At 68.2% G+C, this 17471-nt stretch carries 19 protein-coding genes and 1 pseudogene; 13 read left to right on the top strand and 7 right to left on the bottom strand.

Annotated features, from left to right (window positions below):
* Positions 1-176 precede the first annotated feature (176 nt).
* Positions 177-614, bottom strand: a complete 438-nt coding sequence (locus AC1M14_RS17265; protein WP_102771878.1) for a hypothetical protein — start codon at positions 612-614, stop codon at positions 177-179.
* A 270-nt stretch (positions 615-884) separates the two neighbouring features.
* Positions 885-1049, bottom strand: coding sequence for a hypothetical protein (locus AC1M14_RS17260; protein ID WP_181390888.1), 165 nt, complete (start codon positions 1047-1049; stop codon positions 885-887).
* Positions 1050-1272: 223 nt separating this feature from the next.
* Between AC1M14_RS17260 and AC1M14_RS17255 the strand changes: the two genes are divergently transcribed.
* Entirely contained in the window at positions 1273-1557 is a 285-nt protein-coding gene (locus AC1M14_RS17255) for a hypothetical protein (protein ID WP_102771701.1), read from the top strand.
* 82 nt (positions 1558-1639) lie between these two features.
* Here the strand turns inward: AC1M14_RS17255 and AC1M14_RS17250 are convergent, their stop codons facing one another.
* On the bottom strand, positions 1640-2932 hold the full coding sequence (locus AC1M14_RS17250; protein ID WP_102771700.1) for a tyrosine-type recombinase/integrase: 1293 nt from the start codon (positions 2930-2932) through the stop codon (positions 1640-1642).
* 167 nt (positions 2933-3099) lie between these two features.
* Here AC1M14_RS17250 and AC1M14_RS17245 point away from each other — a divergent pair, with 167 nt between their 5' ends.
* The 9 genes and pseudogenes from AC1M14_RS17245 to AC1M14_RS17205 form a co-directional block, all read left to right on the top strand.
* Positions 3100-3624 carry a hypothetical protein gene (locus tag AC1M14_RS17245; RefSeq protein WP_479730117.1) on the top strand — a complete coding sequence of 175 codons (525 nt, stop codon included), beginning with the start codon at positions 3100-3102 and terminating at the stop codon, positions 3622-3624.
* Positions 3621-4223: a pilus assembly protein gene (locus AC1M14_RS17240; RefSeq protein WP_479730116.1), complete on the top strand. Its 603-nt coding sequence runs from the start codon at positions 3621-3623 to the stop codon at positions 4221-4223. Before AC1M14_RS17245 ends, AC1M14_RS17240 begins: the two co-directional genes overlap by 4 nt.
* Complete coding sequence (locus AC1M14_RS17235; RefSeq protein ID WP_479730115.1) at positions 4220-4897, top strand: hypothetical protein; 678 nt, start codon at positions 4220-4222, stop codon at positions 4895-4897. The genes AC1M14_RS17240 and AC1M14_RS17235 overlap by 4 nt, the downstream gene beginning before the upstream one ends.
* Positions 4894-5757, top strand: a complete 864-nt coding sequence (gene cpaB / locus AC1M14_RS17230; RefSeq protein ID WP_102771877.1) for a Flp pilus assembly protein CpaB — start codon at positions 4894-4896, stop codon at positions 5755-5757. Before AC1M14_RS17235 ends, cpaB begins: the two co-directional genes overlap by 4 nt.
* The gene (locus AC1M14_RS17225) at positions 5754-7097 is read left to right on the top strand and encodes a type II and III secretion system protein family protein (RefSeq protein WP_111827264.1); all 1344 of its coding nucleotides are present in this window, start codon (positions 5754-5756) and stop codon (positions 7095-7097) included. Before cpaB ends, AC1M14_RS17225 begins: the two co-directional genes overlap by 4 nt.
* A 4-nt stretch (positions 7098-7101) precedes the next feature.
* Positions 7102-8751, top strand: coding sequence for a TadA family conjugal transfer-associated ATPase (locus AC1M14_RS17220; RefSeq protein WP_479730114.1), 1650 nt, complete (start codon positions 7102-7104; stop codon positions 8749-8751).
* A complete protein-coding gene (locus AC1M14_RS17215) occupies positions 8748-9593 on the top strand; it encodes a type II secretion system F family protein (protein WP_479730113.1) in 846 nt (281 codons plus the stop codon). Before AC1M14_RS17220 ends, AC1M14_RS17215 begins: the two co-directional genes overlap by 4 nt.
* Positions 9594-9605: 12 nt before the next feature.
* On the top strand, positions 9606-10478 hold the full coding sequence (locus AC1M14_RS17210; RefSeq protein ID WP_479730112.1) for a type II secretion system F family protein: 873 nt from the start codon (positions 9606-9608) through the stop codon (positions 10476-10478).
* Positions 10475-10705, top strand: a pseudogene (locus tag AC1M14_RS17205) (DUF192 domain-containing protein); the annotation flags it as partial. The gene AC1M14_RS17210 and the pseudogene AC1M14_RS17205, both read left to right, overlap by 4 nt.
* 9 nt (positions 10706-10714) lie before the next feature.
* Here the strand turns inward: AC1M14_RS17205 and AC1M14_RS17200 are convergent.
* Positions 10715-11518, bottom strand: a complete 804-nt coding sequence (locus AC1M14_RS17200; protein WP_246842574.1) for a BPSS1780 family membrane protein — start codon at positions 11516-11518, stop codon at positions 10715-10717.
* A 63-nt stretch (positions 11519-11581) separates the two neighbouring features.
* On the bottom strand, positions 11582-12550 hold the full coding sequence (locus AC1M14_RS17195; protein ID WP_479730111.1) for a homoserine kinase: 969 nt from the start codon (positions 12548-12550) through the stop codon (positions 11582-11584).
* A 214-nt stretch (positions 12551-12764) separates the two neighbouring features.
* On the opposite strand from AC1M14_RS17195, the gene dusA reads away from it, so the two are divergent.
* A complete protein-coding gene (gene dusA, locus AC1M14_RS17190) occupies positions 12765-13745 on the top strand; it encodes a tRNA dihydrouridine(20/20a) synthase DusA (RefSeq protein ID WP_479731816.1) in 981 nt (326 codons plus the stop codon).
* Between the two features lie 25 nt (positions 13746-13770).
* On the opposite strand, the gene AC1M14_RS17185 is transcribed toward dusA, so the two are convergent.
* Both AC1M14_RS17185 and AC1M14_RS17180 read right to left on the bottom strand, forming a co-directional pair.
* The gene (locus AC1M14_RS17185; protein WP_102771690.1) at positions 13771-14232 is read right to left on the bottom strand and encodes a CBS domain-containing protein; all 462 of its coding nucleotides are present in this window, start codon (positions 14230-14232) and stop codon (positions 13771-13773) included.
* 38 nt (positions 14233-14270) lie between these two features.
* Positions 14271-15584 (bottom strand): YihY family inner membrane protein, encoded by a 1314-nt coding sequence (locus AC1M14_RS17180; protein WP_102771689.1) that lies wholly within the window; start codon positions 15582-15584, stop codon positions 14271-14273.
* A 17-nt stretch (positions 15585-15601) separates the two neighbouring features.
* Here AC1M14_RS17180 and AC1M14_RS17175 point away from each other — a divergent pair, with 17 nt between their 5' ends.
* Positions 15602-15973 (top strand): DUF2069 domain-containing protein, encoded by a 372-nt coding sequence (locus AC1M14_RS17175; protein ID WP_479730110.1) that lies wholly within the window; start codon positions 15602-15604, stop codon positions 15971-15973.
* The gene (locus tag AC1M14_RS17170) at positions 15970-17457 is read left to right on the top strand and encodes a protein adenylyltransferase SelO (RefSeq protein WP_479730109.1); all 1488 of its coding nucleotides are present in this window, start codon (positions 15970-15972) and stop codon (positions 17455-17457) included. The genes AC1M14_RS17175 and AC1M14_RS17170 overlap by 4 nt, the downstream gene beginning before the upstream one ends.
* Positions 17458-17471 lie beyond the last annotated feature (14 nt).

The raw sequence follows: 17471 nt of genomic DNA, 5'->3' as shown, positions 1-17471 counted from the left end.
CTTTTATTGGTCAACGATTCTAGGCAAAGGGGGCCCCAGAGGGCAATCGGTAATATGCCGTAAGGTATCGGGTTGGAGATGAAGGGGGCCGGACTTGACAGGATAGGGAGTGGTGCCCGTTACGGCGCGAAGGGGGGACTGGCTGGCCGCGCTAGGCGGGGGGCCAACCGCCGCGGTTATCCAGCCAGTTTCATGGAAACGTCGACGTGCGTACCGCGGTCCAAATCGATGCCTTTCCCGGCAGTACATTCGGGCAGGTCAAGCAGCTCGCCCGCAATTTCTTCGGCTTCAAGACGACGAGTGATGTCATCGAGTAGCTGAGTCCGAGAAGCGAATCCTTGGCCGCTCAGGCCTCTCACGAAAAGCCGGTAGGCTAGATTGGGCTCAGCCCCTTTCATGACGCCGAAGTCAAAAATTTTGCCTTGCTCGTTCCGAAGGAACAAGTGGCCAGGCCGGGCGTAGATCCTGTACACCCTCCAGGGAGAAACGGTCGCTGAGTGTGGAATCGGTTGACGTTCTCGGCGGCCACCGTGGTGATGAAACGATGTCGTCTGTGGGAGAAACTTTCTGCAAGCGGTGATCACGCGCGCAAATGATGTACTAACAAGCTTCATCATGATGTGACGGCCTAAAGGAATCGAAGCGCGGCGTCGCCACGACATAGCGAGTTAGCCGGCAGGATCTGAATTTTGATTCTGGGAGTAGTAGGCCTCTAGCGGGGCCTTCAATCAGAGCGGAGATATGGTGGATCGGGATCGGTCCACGACAACGCTGGCTCGCGCAAGCATGCGACGAGTCAGCGTCTGCTCACAAACTTTCGTTCATCCGGTAGCAGCGAGATTGCCGCATTTTCCGTGGAAGGTAGACCGAAAGCGTGCGATACGCTACTGAGGGGTGCGTTGCTTCATCGGATCATTCTGCGCCTGTTGTTTGCGCGCGGCTTCTTCTTTTTTTTCCTGATTCTGCTGCTCTTGCTGCTTGTTGGCTTGGTCATCTTGACCAGGTTGGGTGGGGGGGCCAGTTGCGCTGAAGCGAGTGGGAAATGTCATGATGTGTACCTCTTGAGTTGTCGTGGCGAGTGCCACGTACTCACAGTACGCCCAATGGTACGCAGTACCTACAAATGAATTGAAACAAGCGTAAGACCCGTGGCGGCACCTGCCGTACACTGAATTTATTCAGTCGTCTAGGAGGCGCCATGTCACAGTCCTTGAGTAGAGGAGGCGCAAATCGAGGGCCCAATTGCCTAGGGCCGTTCTGTGGAGAATGAGCATGAACCACTATCGCGATAGTTCGGACATCGAGCGTTGGCTCAATGAAGGTGGTTTGCAATTGCCTAAGTCTGCTGAGGTGTTGGATCCAGCAGTGCTTGACGAAGGCGAGCGACGAGTTATTGCCTGTCTTGGGGCTGCGAGCCTCAGTATCTGGCATGAATTTCCAACCGACATCAGAAGGATGGTCTTGCAAAGCGCAGTCAGCAATGCAACATACGACGCGACTTTGTTGAAGGAGAAGGTCGCTGCATTTATGCGAGGTCGGCAAGGCCCCTTGGCGTAAGCATAGTGTGCAACCTCGAGAGTTTGGACAATGCGACCCCACATCGGGGTTCTCCTGGCCAGTTGGAAGGGCCAGTATGGGATCAGGACGCGGCGCGCAGCGGGACAACTTTGGGACGTCCAGGCTTCAGCTTAACCGGCCCCCAATTATTTGGGTCGCCGACCAGCTTGGTCAGGTGCGCGCCCAGCATGTCGAACGCCTCCCGGCGCTGCGGCAGCATCTTCTGGCGCTGGTAGACCTTCACCAACTGCGTTTGCTCGGCGTGGTTCAGGCACTTCTCCACAACGTTCTCGGCCACGCCCAGTTCGCCCATGATGGTCGCGCCGGTGCGGCGCAGGTCATGCGTGGTCCACGGGCCGCCAGGCAACGAAAGCTCTCCGCGCACCCCGAGGCCTTGGAGCTTGCTGTTGCTCTGCTGGCGCATGGTCGCCTGATGGCTGAAAGCCCGGTACGAGACGTGGCCTACGCCGGCCTTGCCTGGGATCAGATAGTCGCCAGGTCGCGGTTGTTCGCGCAGGACCGACAGCCAGTAGAACGCGAAGTCCGACAGCTGTATTGTGTGCTCCCTATTGGACTTGTTCTTCGCGGCGGGGATTGTCCATTCCTGGGCGTCCCAATCAATCTCGCTTTCCCGCACCGCCGCAATCTCCCCGGCGCGCGCCATAGTCGACAGTGCGATCCAGTATGCGGCCTGTGCGTACAAGGTCATGCCGGTGGCCTCCAGCAGCTTGTCGCGTAGCATCTTGATTTCGCCCGCGTCCAGCACGCGATCGCGCACCACGTCCTTGCCGCCCACCGACGTCTTTTTGATGAGTGCCGCGGGGTTCGCCTCGATCCATTCACGCTCGGCGGCATAGGCCAGCATCTGCTTGATGTCGATGAGGACGCAATTGGCCTGCGGTCCTTTGCCAGCGCGCACGAGCGGCGCAAGCAGATCCAGGATTCTGCCCTTGGTCAGCGAGGCGATGCGATCCTGGCCTGCGGCCGCCAAAACATGCCGACCCATGCGGGATTTGCAAGCGTAGACGCCCTTGGCATTGCGGCGGTTCGACAGCGAATCCTCGACCCACGTGTTGAACAGCGCCTGCACTGTTTCAGGCCGGCCTTCCACCTTGGAGCCCGGATCGATCCCCTTCTGCAACTGCTGGCGCATTTGGGTGGCTTTCTGCCTGGCCTCTTGTAGCGACACCTCGGGGTAGGGGCCGAGTGATTTCTTGGCCGGCTTGCCGGCGGCAGACGTGTAGCGAAAGATCCAGAGGCGGGAATTGTCAGGTCGGATCCGCAGGGACAGGCCGGCGCCATCAGTCAGCAGGTATTCCTTGTCGCGCGGTTTCGCGGTGGCCACCTTTCGGTCGCTCAGGACGTTTATTGCCATGCAAGGACTCCAGGGTACATTTCAGGGTACAAGTCGGCTCGCGCTTGGTTGATCTGGATTGGTACGGGTTTGTATAAAAAATCGTTTTATATCATGTGCTTGAAATTTCTGCTGGAATCTGGTGGCACAGGTTGGAACCAGAAAAATGCTATTACCGCGAATATGCAATGGGTTGGGCGACGGCGCAGGGCGACAAGAGCCGCGCGCCCGAGGGCCTGGAATACGTGGACGAACCGCCGCCGGATTTTTCCCAACAGGACTTCTGGCGCTGGGTCGAACTCTCCACGTCCTGGAATATCTTCGAGGGCGCGACCAATCCCTTGGCCAACTCATACGCCATGGCCGACGCCCAGCACTGGGGCGCCACGGGCCTGCCGGCCTACCGCGAAGTCGCCGCCGCCCGCGGCCGCGCGCCGCTGCGTTTCGCGGTGTCGGTCAGGCTGGCGGGCTCCGCCCTGAAAACCACGGACGCGGGCAGCTCGGTCGCCGCGCCCGTGGGCCGGTTCGCCTACGCCGCCTTGGGCCGGGCCGGGGCGGTCTCCGTCACCTCGGCCGCCGAAACCTATTTCGTCCGCCCGCAGGCACGGGCCGACGGGCGCGGCGAACTCGCCACGCTATTCCGGCCGTACTGGCAGGCGCGGCTGTCCGCCGTCACCGCCCAGGAAGCGGCCGGCGCAAGGCAGGCGCCATGACGCCGCGCCAGCACCGGCAACACGGCCAGGCCATGATCGAAGCGCTGCTGATGCTGCCGCTGCTGGCCGTCCTGGCGTGGGCCGTCACGCGCATCGGCGGGCTGCAATACGCGGCGCAGGAAATGGCCCAGGCCAGCCGCCAGGCCGTCATGGCCGCCGCGCGGGGCCAACCCCTGGCAGGCGTGGATGGCGCCGCGGCGCGCGCGAATCTCTCCGGCGCGGCCGAGCCCCTGGACGGGGTCGCTGCGCCGCGCCTCGCCGGTTTGCAACAGGCCTGGTTCGAGGCCGGCCTGCAATTGCTGAGCGTGCAGGCCCAGGCCGGGCCGCAAGCGCTGCCGGTCTCCCGCCGCACGCATGTGGCAAGCGGCGCCGGCTACGCCTGCGGCGACGCCGACGCGCAGCGCCGCATCGGGCAGGCGCCGCAATCGTGGCGGCGCGCGCAAGCGGCCTCGCTGGTCCAGGCCCGGCGGCTGTCCGGCCTCGTCGAGCGGATGGACGGTCCCTGGGGGCGGCCGCGGCTGTCGCTGGACTGGCTGTCCGACTGGGCCGACGTGGTGCCGGCCGGTCGGCTCGGCGCGCGCGGGAAGGGCAGGCCATGAACGCGGCGCCCTCGATCGTCCTGCGTCTGGCGCTGGCGGGCGCGCTGGCTTGCGCGGCGGGCATGTGGCCGCCGCCGGCCGCGGGCGCGGGCCCGGCGGCGCTGGAGGCGCTGCGCCTGCCGGCCGGGTCCCGCCGCGAACCGCTGGCCGATGCGATGTGGCTGCATGGCATGCCGGCGCGGGTGCAGGTGTTCGACGCGCCGCTGGGCGTTTCCGATCTGGTCCGTTTCCTGTCGGGCCAACAGCCCGCCCTGGCCGATCTGCGCGTGCTGCCCGGGCAGGCGATCCTGTCCGGGCGCATCGGGCATGAGCAATGGATCGTCCAGATGGAAGGCCTGGGGCCGCGGCGGACCGTGGGCAGCATTTCGGCGGCGGACACGTGCGCAATGGCCGGTCCGCCCAGGCCGCAATGGCTGCCGGCCGGCGGCAGGCTGCGGCTGGACATCGCGGTGCGCGACGGCGGCGTCCTGGTCACCGAGCGCATCTGGCAGTACGGCGAGCCGCCGGCGCGGCTGGCCCGGCGCGTGGCCAAGGGCCTGAAGCGCGCCGGCTGGCGTCCGCTGCCTGCCGCGGGCGCGCCGCAATGGTGGACCAAGGGGGCGGCGCGGCTGCGCATTTCGCTGGCGCCGTTGGCCGCCGGCAGCGGGCTGCTGGCCAGCGGGTGGACACCATGAAAAGCTGGCTCATCCAGGCGCGGCAGCGGCTGCGCCGCGGCGGCGTGTATGCGCTGGCGCTGGGCGCGGGGCTGGTATCGGCCTGGGCGGTGCGTGAACACGTGCAGCAACGCATCCAGGTGCTGGAGGCCGAAGCGCGCGTGCCCCTGGTCAGCCGGCTGGTCGCGGCCCATGACCTGCAGGCGGGCACGCGGCTCGACGAATCCCACCTGGCCGTGCGCGACATTCCGGAGCAATGGGCGTCAAGCGCCAGCATCGACCCGCTGGACCTCGACGGCATACTCGGCGCCACCTTGCAGTCCGACGTCGCCCGCGGCGAATCGCTGCTGCGCGCCTATCTCAGCTTCGATGCGCCGGCGCCCGCGCTGGCGTCGCGGCTGCGGGCCGGGCAACGCGCCCTGAGCGTGGCCGCCGCGGACCTGGGCGGGCTGGCGCAGATGCTGCGCGCCGGCGATGCGATCGACATCTACGTCAGCTTCACGCACCGGCAGCGCGAGCTGACCGTGCCCGTCCTGCAAGGCATGCGCGTGCTTGCTGTGGGCAGCCAGGGCGAGGACGACGGCGATGGCGGCAGCCCGGGCAACGTCACGCTGGCGGCCAGCCCCGAGGAAGCCATGCGGTTCGTGGCGGCGCGCCAGGCCGGCGCCCTGACGGCCCTGCTGCGCCATCGCGACGACGCGGCCCGGGTGGCCCGCAGCCCGCAAAGCGACCTGGCCGCCCTGATCGGACTCGACCCCGCACCCAAGGCCGCGCCGGGCGTGGCCATCCTCTACGGCGACCGGCTCGACGCGCAGGCCGACGGGTTCCCGCGGGACGCCGCGGCCGGCATCGCAACGGACACGCGGGAGGAGCGGCCATGACGCGCATGCTCGCGGCGCTGGCCGCGCTGGCGATGTGCCTGGCCTGCGCGGCGGCGCACGCGCAAGCCGAAGTGCTGGAGTTGCAGGTGGGGGAAACGCGGGTGCTGTCGCACCCCGGCGTGCGGCGGGTGGCCATCGGCAACGGCCAGGTGGTCGGGGCGGTCGCGGCCGAGGGACGCGAAGTGGTGGTGTTCGCGCGCGCCGAAGGCGTGTCGTCCATGCACGTCTGGACGGGCAGGGGGCAGCCCCGGGCCTACGAACTGCGGGTCGTCGCGGCGGGGGCGCCGCAGTTGCGGGCCGAGGTGCGCGAGCTGCTGGGGCGTATTCCCGGCGCGCGCAGTTCGGAAGTGGGCGGGCGCATCGTGATCGAAGGCGACGACCTCTCCGACGACGACCGCGCGCGCATCGCCGCTCTGGCCGAGCGCTATCCCGCGGTGCTGGACTTCACCGGGCAGGTGGGATGGGACCGCATGGTGCTGCTGGACGTGCAAGTGGTCGAGATCCCCACGTCCAGGCTGAGGGAAATGGGCGTGCGCTGGGCCGGCGTGAGCCAGGGCGGTCTCAACGCCGCCCTGGCGTGGGACGCGGGTTCGCTGGGGCGCATGAGCCGCCCGGGTGAAGCCGTGGTCGCCACCGCCGGCGCGGCCACGGCGGCCGCCGGCTACTTCGGCGTCAATGCGCTGCTGTCGGCCCGCCTGGCCGCCCTGGCGCAAAGCGGCGAGGCCGTCATGCTGGCGCAGCCCCAGCTGCTCGCGCGCAGCGGCGCCAGCGCGACCTTTCTGGCCGGCGGCGAAGTCCCTTACGCATCGACGGATGCGCGCGGCAATTCCACCACGCTGTTCAAGCCGTACGGCGTTTCGCTGCGGATCACGCCGCGCATCGACCGCAACGGCGTGATCCGGTCCCTCATCGAGGTGGAGGCCAGTTCGGTGGACGCCTCGCTCAGCGTGCCGGGCGGGCCCGCGCTGCGCACGCGCCGCGCCTCCACCGAATTCAACGTCCGTTCCGGCAGCACGCTGGTCATCGGCGGCTTTCTGTCGCGCGAACGCGCCAGCGAGGTCAGCGGCCTGCCCGGGCTGCAGGACATTCCCATCCTCGGCGCGCTGTTCGCGTCGCGCCGCTACCAGCTGCGCGAAACAGAGCTGGCGATATTCGTCACGCCCAAAATCATTTCGCAGAACGAGCCGGCCATGGCCGACCGCGTGCGCCGCGGCCGCGATGCGCTCGATGCGGCGTTTCCCGAGCCGCCCCGGCTGGGAACCGCGGCGCCGGCCGCAGCCGCTGGCTGGGACCCCTATACGGGCGCCGGCTCCCAATGGGTGGGGCAGAAGAAGGAGTGACACCATGCTTGCCATAGAACTGACGTTCGAGGATGCGGCCGTGCGCAGGCTGCAGGCGGCCGCGCCGCTGCTCATCGGCCGGGGCGCGCATTGCGGCCTGCGCATCGCGAACTGGCGCGTGGGGCGCCAGCATGCGCGGCTGCTGCGCGAAGACGCGGCCATCGTGCTGGAGGACCTGGGCACGCTGGGCGGCACCATGGTCAATGGCGCGCGGATCGTGCGCCATGCGCCCGTGCTGCCCGGCGACGAGATCCTGATCGGCCCGTGCCGGTTGCGCGTGTCGCTGGCCTCGCCGCCGCAGGCCGCGCCGGCCGCCTGCGCGTCCGAGCCGCCGCGTCGCGCGCAGGCCGACCCCTTGCCCGGGCCGCCGCAGCACCTGCTGCACGAACGCCGGCGCCTGCATGCGGCGCTGCTGGAAGCGCTGGACCTGCGGCGGCGCGACGTGGCGGGCATGAGCGACGCCATGCTGCGCGCCGAGGCCGAGCGGCTGCTCACGCAGATCGTCGCGGATGACCTGGACCTCGCCGCCGGCACGGACCGCGCGGCGCTGTGCCGCGAGGTGCTGGACGAGGCCGTCGGCCTGGGGCCGCTGGAGCCCCTGCTGGCCGCCGGCGATATCACCGAGATCATGGTCAACCGCCACGACGAAATCTATGTGGAGCGCGGCGGCCGGCTGTCGCGCCATCCGGCCGCCTTCACCAGCGAGCAGTCGGTGCGCTGGGCCATCGAGCGCATCGTCACGCCGCTGGGGCGGCGCATCGACGAAAGCTCTCCCATGGTGGATGCGCGCCTGTCCGACGGCTCGCGGGTCCACGCCATCATTCCGCCCGTGGCGATGAAGGGCGCCAGCCTGACCATACGCAAGTTTCCGCGGCAGCGCCCGCGCATGCCCGACCTGATCGCGGCCGGGTCCCTGAGCGACGCGATGGCGCAGTTCCTGGGGCTGTGCGTGCGCACGCGCAAGAACCTGGTCGTCTCCGGCGGCACGGGTTCGGGCAAGACCACCTTGCTCAATATTCTGTCCAACGAGATTCCGCAAGGCGAGCGCATCGTCACCATCGAGGACGCCGCCGAGTTGTGCCTGAACCACGAGCATCTGGTCGCGCTGGAGGCGCGGCCCGCCAACCAGGAAGGGCGCGGGCGCATCGATATCCGCGAACTCGTGCGCAACGCGCTGCGCATGCGGCCGGACCGGATCGTCGTGGGCGAGTGTCGCGGGCCGGAGGCCTTCGACATGCTGACCGCAATGAATACGGGGCACGAGGGCTCGTTGACCACGCTGCACGCCAACTCGGCCCGCGACGCCCTGGGGCGGCTGGAATCCATGATCCTGATGGCCGGGCTGGACCTGCCGCTGTCGGCCGTGCGCGAACACATCGCGGCCAGCGTGGACGTCGTGGTGCAGCAGGCCAGGCTGGCCGACGGGCAGCGGGCGGTGATGTCCATCACCGAAGTGACCGGCATGGAAAGCGGGCGCATACAGTTGCAGGAGCTGTTCCACTACGACCGCCGCCACGGCTTTGCCGGCTGCGGCGCCATGCCCGGCTTTGCGCGCGAATGGAGTGAAAGCGCAGCCGGCTTCGATCCGCGCTGGTTCTCCGACGCGGCGGGGCGCGAGGCCGGCGCATCGGCCTATCCGCAGGTCCTGCCGTGATCTGGCTGGCCGCGGCGGGCGCAATGATCTGCGCCATCGTGCTGGCCTGGCGCGCGCAGGGCTGGTTCGCGCCCGCGCTGCGGCGCTACCGCGAGGTCTACACCCACGAGGCCGGGCTGAAGCTGAGCGAAGTATTCCTGTTCATCGATCCGGCCCAGCTGTGGGCCGGGGCGGTGGTGTGCGCGGCCCTGGCCGCCGCCCTGGTGCTGCCGCTGACGGGCAGCGCCGTCGCGGCCGCGCTGGCCGCGGCGCTGGCTTCGCGCATGCCGCGCGCGCTCATCGACGCGCTGCGGCGCAGACGGGCGCGCCGCTTCGAGCAGCAATTGCCCATGGCCCTGCTGATGCTGGCCTCGGCGCTGCGGGCCGGGGTCGCGCTGGGCACGGGCCTGCGCCACGTCGTCGAGCAAAGCAGCGCGCCGCTGGCCCAGGAATTCGGACTGATGCTGCGCGAACAGCGCATGGGCGTGCCCTGGGACACGGCCCTGGAAAACCTGCTCGGCCGCATGCCCGCCGAAGCGACTTCGCTGGTGGTGGCGGCCATGCGCATCGCCGCGCAGACGGGGGGCAATCTGGCCGAGGCGCTGGAGAGCATCGCCCATACGCTGCGCGCCAGGCTGCAATTGCAGGCCAAGCTGGTGGCGCTGACCTCGCAGGGCCGGCTGCAGGCCTGGATCGTGGGCGCGCTGCCCATGCTGCTGCTGGCCGTGCTCGATCGCCTGGAGCCTGACGTCATGGGCTTGCTGTGGCGCACGCCGATGGGTTGGGCCGTGCTGGCCGTGGTGGCGGTGCTGGAGACCGCCGGCGTGCTGCTGATCCGGCGCATCATCCGCATCGATATCTGAAGGGAGGCCAGGGTGTGGTTATATCTCGGACTATTCACGGCGGGCAGTTGCGCGGCGTGGCTGGCGTGGGCCTTGCTGCAGCCGTTGCTGCGCCAGGGCCTTGCGGCGGCAGCGACGCTGCCCTGGTGGTGGCGGGCGGCCTGGCCGTGGATCTCGGCCACGGCGCCGCTGGCGGGGCGCCTGTGCACCTGGCGCTGGCGCCTGCGCCTGATGCGCGCCATCGACCGGGCCGCGCTGCCGGCCGGCGTAGGCTACGCCCACATGGCCGCGCTGTGCTGGAGCGCGGCGGTAGCCGCGGGAACGACGGTGTTGGCCGGCATGGCCGCCCTGACGCAGGCGGGACCCTGGGCATGGGCCGCCTGGACAGCCGCGGCCGCGCTGGCGGCCGGCGCCGCGCCCTGGCTCTGGCTGCTCGACCTGGGCCGCAAGCGGCGTCGCAGCATCGAACGGGACCTGCCGTTCGTGTTCGACATGATGACCCTGTGCGTGGAGGCCGGATTGAGCGTGCAGGGGGCTTTGCAGCTGGCGGCGCGCAGCGGGCCGCCGGGCGCCTTGCGCGATGCGCTGGCCGACGCCCTGGCGGAGATGCGGGCCGGCGTGTCCCGCAGCGCCGCGATCAAGGCCCTGGCGCAGCGCTGCGACAGCCCGCTGGCGCGCAACTGGGCCGCGGCGGTGGCCCAGGCCGAGGCTTTGGGGATCAGTCTGGGGCCGGTGCTGCGGGCGCAGGCGGCGCAGTGCCGCAGCGACCGCCATCTGCGCGCCGAGCAACTGGCCATGCAGGCGCCGGTGAAAATGCTGCTGCCGCTGATCGCCTGCATTTTTCCGTGCACCTTCATCGTGCTGGCGTTTCCGATCGCGATCCAGTTGCTGCAGGGCGTGCAATGAGCAGGCCCACGCCCTTGCCGCGGGGCCGCCTCAGGTTGCTGAAAGTCACGCGCTGGAGCGCCCGCCTGCGGGGGCTGTTGGGCCGCCGGCCGCCCGGGCCGCGCTGCGGCATTCTGCTGGCGCCCTGCGCGGGCGTGCATACCTTCGGCATGCGCTACGCGATCGACGTGGCGTTCGTGGCGCCGGATGGAAGGGTGCTGCGGGCGCGCCGGGCGCTGGCGCCCTGGCGCGTGGCCTTATGCCTGGGCGCCGTTGCCGTCGTTGAGATGCGCGCCGGCGTTCTCGATGCCGAATACGGAGGTATAGGCGGGGTAGAAGCTGCAATACAGCACACCGCCGGCGGCGATATTGAAGGGGATCTGCAGCGTGCCCGCAAACTGCGGCGATAGCCCGATGGCCACCAGCAGGCCGGCGCAGAGGTCGATGAACAGGAAGATCAGGACCCAGGTGGCGCCGTACACCAGGAACGGCAGCTTGTTGCGCCAGCAGGCGATGCCCGAGAAGAACAGCGCCTGGACCAGGCGCAGCCCGTGCCAGGCCACCAGCACCGGCGCGTGCCAGAAGAGCGCGGCGATCACGACGTAGACGATGGCGAACAACGACAGCGGCAAGGCCATCGCCGACAGGATGGGCTCCATGCTTTTCTCGACGGAGGCGATGCGCATGCCTTCGACCATCGCATCCGTGAAGGGCAGGAAAATCACCAGGCCGGCCACCATGCACAGCGCGGCATACAGCAATCCCATCAGGAACAGCTTCCTGAAGACCCCCGGTTGTTTCAGCGGCTTGCCCCACATCGAGGGCAGCATGACCCGGTCGGCCTCGACATGCTTGCATGCGGAGAGCGTCATCAGGGTAATGATGGGCATCAGCGCAACGACCAGAATTGGGCCGATAGGCGGCGTTGCGGTGGCGAAAACGACCAGGAGACTGATGGCCATGGCCCAGGTGAACATGGCCAGGGGTTGCTTGCGGAACAGGCGGAAGCCGTCTCGAACCCATTGCCAGCCGGATGCCGCGGGGAGGAATGCTGCTTGCATGGCTCTCTAGAAGGGGAATCTCTCAAAAAGGGACGCTATACGTCATTATGGGGGCCATGACCGTTACGGCAATATGGGCAGCCCCGGCCGGTGGCGCGCCTGCAACACTCTTTCGAAGTGCCGCGGATCGTGCGGTTTGAGGGTCTGCGCCGGCCGCGGCAGGAAAAAGTCGTACAGCCGCGATATCCAGAAACGCAGCGCGGCGGCGCGCAACATCAGCGGCCAGGCCTCGCGTTCGGCGTCCGTGAACGGCCGCTCGGCGGCATAGGCGCCCAGCCAGGATGCTACCAATTCGGGGACGAACTCGCCCGTGTCGCGCTCGATGCACCAGTCGTTGACGCTGACCGCCACGTCGAACAGCCAGGTGTCGCAGCCGGCGAAATAGAAATCGATGATGCCGCCCATGAGCGGGTCTTCGAAGGTGCCGGCGAACAGCACGTTGTCGCGGAACAGGTCGCAGTGGGCCGGACCGCCGGGCAGCGACTGCCAGGCGGGTGTCGCGGCGGCGGCCTGCTGGGCGGCCAGCTCGGCCTGCAGCAGATCGGCCTGGGCGGGCTTCAGGAAGGGCAGGACCTTGGGCGCGGTTTCCAGCCACCACGACAGCCCGCGCAGATTGGGCTGCTGCAGGGGGAAGTCGCGGCCGGCCAGGTGGGCGCGCGCCAGCGTGGCGCCGGCCAGCGCGCAGTGCGCGACGCCGGGCGCCGGCTCGTAGCCGCCGGGCAGGCGCGAAACAATCGAGCAGGGCTTGCCGTGCAGGGTGGTCAGGCGCGTGCCGTCGCGCAGGGTCTGCGGGCGCGGCACCGGGATGCCGCGCTCGGCCAGGTGGTACATCAGTTCGATATAGAACGGCAGCTGGGCCTGCGTCAGCACCTCGAACAGCGTCAGGACGTACTCGCCGCGGCTCGTGTACAGGAAGTAGTTGGTGTTCTCGATGCCCGCCGTGATCCCCCGCAGCGAAATGAACTCGCCCAGGTCGAAATGCGCCAGGAGGCTGCGCGCGTCGTCGTCGGATACGGGAGTGAATACGGCCATTGATATGCGGGAGTCAGGGGTTAACGGAAGGCCAGGACATGCCTGTGCGGCGGCGCAATTTTAGACCACCCGCCGCATCGGCCCGGCCGTGGGCGTCCGGGAGCCGCAAGCCGCTTGCCGGACACAATCCGGCCAAGCACCGTAAAATACCGCATCCCCTTGTTTTGCAGAGTGATTCTTGGACTCCCCCGACTGGCGGCTGTGCGTCGCCCCCATGATCGATGTGACCGACCGCCACTGCCGTTTTTTCCATCGGCTGCTGGCGCCGCGCGCGCGCCTGTACACGGAAATGATCACCACCGGCGCGCTGCTGTACGGCAATGTCGAACGCCACCTGGATTTCGACGAGGCCGAGCATCCCGTGGCCTTGCAACTGGGCGGCAGCGAGCCGGACGCCCTGGCCCAGTCGGCCCGGCTGGGCCGCAAATGGGGCTACGACGAAATCAACCTGAACTGCGGCTGCCCGTCGGAGCGCGTGCAGAAGGGCGCTTTCGGCGCCTGCCTGATGGCTGAGCCGGCGCTGGTGGCCGACTGCATGAAGGCCATGCAGGACGCGGTGGACATTCCCGTCACTGTCAAGCACAGGCTCGGGCTGGATTACGACGAATCCTATGAATTCGTTCGGGATTTCGTCGGCAAGATCTACGACACCGGATGCCGGGTGTTCATCGCCCATGCCCGCAATGCGGTGCTCAAGGGCCTGTCGCCCAAGGACAACCGCGAGATCCCGCCGCTGCGCTACGACGTGGTGCGCCAGCTCAAGCGCGACTTTCCGGATTGCACTTTCGTGCTCAACGGCGGCCTGGCCGACGCCGAGCAATCGGTGCGCGCCGCCGGCGATTTCGATGGGGTCATGCTGGGCCGCGCCGCCTGGCATACGCCACGCGTGCTGTCCGAGATTTCCCTGCAGCTGTGGCCGTCCCTGCGGCTGCCCCGCGATGCGCAGGTGGTCGACGCCATGACCGAATACGCCGCGCGCCAGGTCGCGCGCGGCGTGCCGCTGCGCGTGATGACGCGGCCCATGCTGGGCCTGGTGAACGGGCAATCGGGGGCGCGCCGGTGGCGGCGCATGCTGTCGGACCCGGCCTTGCTGGCGGAAAACCGGCCGGAACTCATATACGAGGCCTGGCGCAGCCAGCGGCATGCGCCGGATATGCGCGGCGCCGCGAGCGTCGCGGCGCCGGCGGGAGCCTGACCGGCGGCGGGCGTCGCCGGCGCAATCAGGACTTGGCCGGTTCGGCGCTTTCGGTGGGCCAGTCGCGGATGTAGGCCTTGAGCATGTTGTTTTCGAACTGCTGGGCCGCCACGATGGCCTGGGCCATGTCGTAGAAAGAAATCACCCCCATCAGGGTGGGGCCGTCCATGACCGGGATGTAGCGCGCGTGCTTTTCCAGCATCAGGCGCTGCACTTCCTCGGCGCTGGTATTGGGCGAGACGCTGACCGGCGCGTCGTCCATGATGGAGCGGATGGTGGTTTCCCCGGCGTTGCCGCCATGCGCGTGCATGTGGCGGATGATCTCGCGGAACGTGAGCATGCCGGTCAGGGTGCCGAACTCCATGATGACGAGCGAGCCGATGTCCTGCTCGCTCATCGTTTGCACGGCCTGGGACACAGGCATGTCGGGCGACGCCGTATAGAGCGTATCGCCCTTGACGCGCAAAATCTCGCTGACCTTCAACATCGGTTCCTCCTGGGCGGACTACGCCCGAATACTGATTACTAATTCTTTTTCGCTTCCAGCTGCAATACTGGCGCGATTCCATTTTCAGTATTTTGCGCTTCTCCGCAGACTTCTTCCAGCGTGGGCGTATTTTGTTCGGAAAACACGGCGGCCGCGACCCGCAGTATTTCCGGGTCGTTGCGCACCCTGGACTGGTTGCGGTCGAGCAGAAAATGGTCCACCACAGGCGCCATCGAGGTCTGGCGGGCGTCGCAGGTCAGCACCCAGTTGTCCTCGGGCGTGCGCGTGGCCAGCCCCATGCCGCTCAGCGTTTCCAGCACTTCGTTGAGCTCGTCCTGGTGCAGCCGCAGCTGCGAGGCCAGCACGCTGGCCGGCAGGCCGCGCTGCTGCGCGCCGACCTGCGCCTTGCGCAGCGCGCGCAGCGCGTCCAGGGCGTCGACGAAGGTGGCGCCGGCATAGCGGTTGATCTTGCGGCGGCCCAGGCGGACCAGCGGCGCGCTGGAGGCCAGCGTGGCGCCCAGCAGCACGGCCAGCCAAGACAGGTAGATCCAGAGCAGGAAGATGGGCAGGGTGGCGAAGGCGCCGTAGATGACGGTGTAGGTCGGAAAGCGCGTCAGGTAGTAGGCGAAGGCCGATTTCATGATTTCCAGCGCGATCGCGGTCACGCAGCCGCCCAGCAGCGCGTCGCGCCACAGGACTTCGCGGTTCGGCACCACCACGAACAGCGCGGCGAATCCCAGCGCGGTCAGGACCAGCGGGATGAAGGAAATGGCCACGCTGACGATTTCCGGCACGTCGCGCACCAGCCCCAGCGACTCGCGCGCCACGAAGGAGGTGGCCCACAGGCTGGCGCCGGCCACCACCGGCCCCAGCGTGATGAGTGCCCAGTAGACCAGCGCGCGCTGGCGCAGCGGACGCTGGCGCGTGACGTGCCAGATGTCGTTGAGCGCCTTGTCGATGGTCATGATCAGCAGCAGCGACGTGATCAGCAGGAACACGCCGCCGATGGCGGTCAGGCGCGAGGCCTGGCGCGCGAACTGGTTCAGGTAGTCCATGATGTTGTCCGAAACGGACGGCGGCATCAGGCTGTTGGTCAGGAAGTCCTCGAGCGCGAGGCGGAATTCCTGGAACACGGGAAACGCGGTGAACAGCGACAGCACCACGGCCAGCATCGGCACGATGGCCAGCACGGTGGTGAAGGTGAGGCTGGAGGTGACCTGGAGCAGTTTTTCTTCGCCGGCGCGTTCAAAGGTGAAGCGGACGATGCGCCAGGCTCTCGCGCCCCATGAAGAGCGCGATGTCGGGGATCTGGGGGCCGCCGGCGCGGCGGCAGGCTCGGCGGGGCGATTCATCAGGCGATAATAGCAGCATGAACCCTGAACTCAACCCCCGCCTGCGCCTGCTCGCCTCGGTTTCGCTGTTTGCCCTGATAGTGCTTTGCGTGACCTGGGAGACCGTGGTGGCGCCGGTGCGGCCCGGAGGGTCCTGGATGCTGCTGAAGGCCTTGCCGCTGGCGTTTCCGCTGCGCGGCATCCTGTGCGGCAATCTCTATACCTACCAATGGGCGTCGATGCTGTCGCTGCTGTACCTGATGGAAGGGGTGGTGCGCGCCATGTCCGACCCGGCCGCGCTGTCGGTGGCGATGGCGTGGGGGGAGATCCTGCTCTCGACGGTTTTCTTCCTGAGCGCCATTTTCTACGTGCGGCCCGCCAAGCGGGCCGCCAGGAGGCAACGCGCATGAGCGCCCATACGCTGGCCGAGCTACGTACGGTCAATTCCTTCGCCGCCTTGCCGCCGGCTTTCTATACGCGTCTTGCGCCGCGCCCGCTGAACCAGCCGCGGCTGCTGCACGCCAATCCCGACGCCGCGCGCCTGATCGGCCTGGACCCGGCGGTGCTGGATACGCCCGAGTTCCTGAGCGTGTTTTCGGGCGCGCAGCCGCTGCCCGGCGGCGATACCCTGGCGGCCGTCTACAGCGGCCACCAGTTCGGCGTCTGGGCCGGCCAGCTGGGCGACGGGCGCGCCCACCTGCTGGGCGAGGTCGAAGGGCCGCAGGGCGCCTGGGAGCTGCAGCTCAAGGGCTCGGGCATGACGCCTTATTCGCGCATGGGCGACGGCCGCGCCGTGTTGCGCTCGTCGGTGCGCGAGTACCTGGCCAGCGAAGCCATGCACGGCCTGGGCGTGCCCACCACGCGCGCGCTGGCGCTGGTGGTCTCCGACGACCCGGTCATGCGCGAAACCGTCGAGACCGCCGCCATCGTGACGCGCATGTCGCCCAGCTTCGTGCGCTTCGGCTCGTTCGAGCACTGGTCCTCGCGGCGCCAGCCGGAACCGCTCAAGACCCTGGCGGACTACGTCATCGACCGCTATTACCCGCAGTGCCGCGAAATGCCGGGCGGCGCGCCGCGGGACGACGGCGTGGCCGTGCTGAACCTGCTGCGCGAGGTCACGCGGCGCACGGCGCGGCTGATGGCCGACTGGCAGGCGGTCGGGTTCTGCCACGGGGTGATGAACACCGACAATATGTCCATCCTGGGGCTTACGCTGGATTACGGCCCCTACGGTTTCATGGACGGCTTCCGGCTGGGGCATGTCTGTAACCACTCGGATACCGAAGGGCGTTATTCCTGGAACCGGCAGCCGTCGGTGGCGCTATGGAACCTGTACCGCCTGGGCGGCAGCCTGCATGCGCTGGTGCCCGACGTCGACGGCCTGCGCGCGGCGCTGGACGAATTCGAGCCGGTGTTCACCCGCGCGTTCCACGAACGGATGGCCGCCAAGCTGGGCCTGGCCGCGTGGCAGGTGGAGGACGAGCCGCTGCTGGACGATCTGCTCAAGCTGATGGACGCCAACCAGGCCGACTTCACCCTGACCTTCCGGCGCCTGGCCGATGCGCTCGCGGGCCAGCGCAGCGCATTCGAAGACCTGTTCATCGACCGCCCGGCCGCGGGCGCCTGGCTGGACCGCCTGCTGGCGCGCCATGCGCAGGACGCGCGCCCGGCGCCCGAGGTGGCGGCCGGCATGAACCGCGTCAATCCGCTGTACGTGCTGCGCAATCACCTGGCCGAGGAGGCGATCCGCGCCGCCAAGACGGGCGACGCCGGCGAAATCGATACGCTGCTCAAACTGTTGCGCAATCCCTACGAGGCGCAGCCCGGTTATGAGCGGTACGCGGGATTGCCGCCCGACTGGGCCGGCAGGATCGAAGTCAGCTGCTCGTCCTGAATATACCGAGCCGC

It is taken from the genome of Achromobacter sp. SX5 (assembly GCF_056711425.1).
This window is presented reverse-complemented; position numbering and strand designations above follow the sequence as displayed.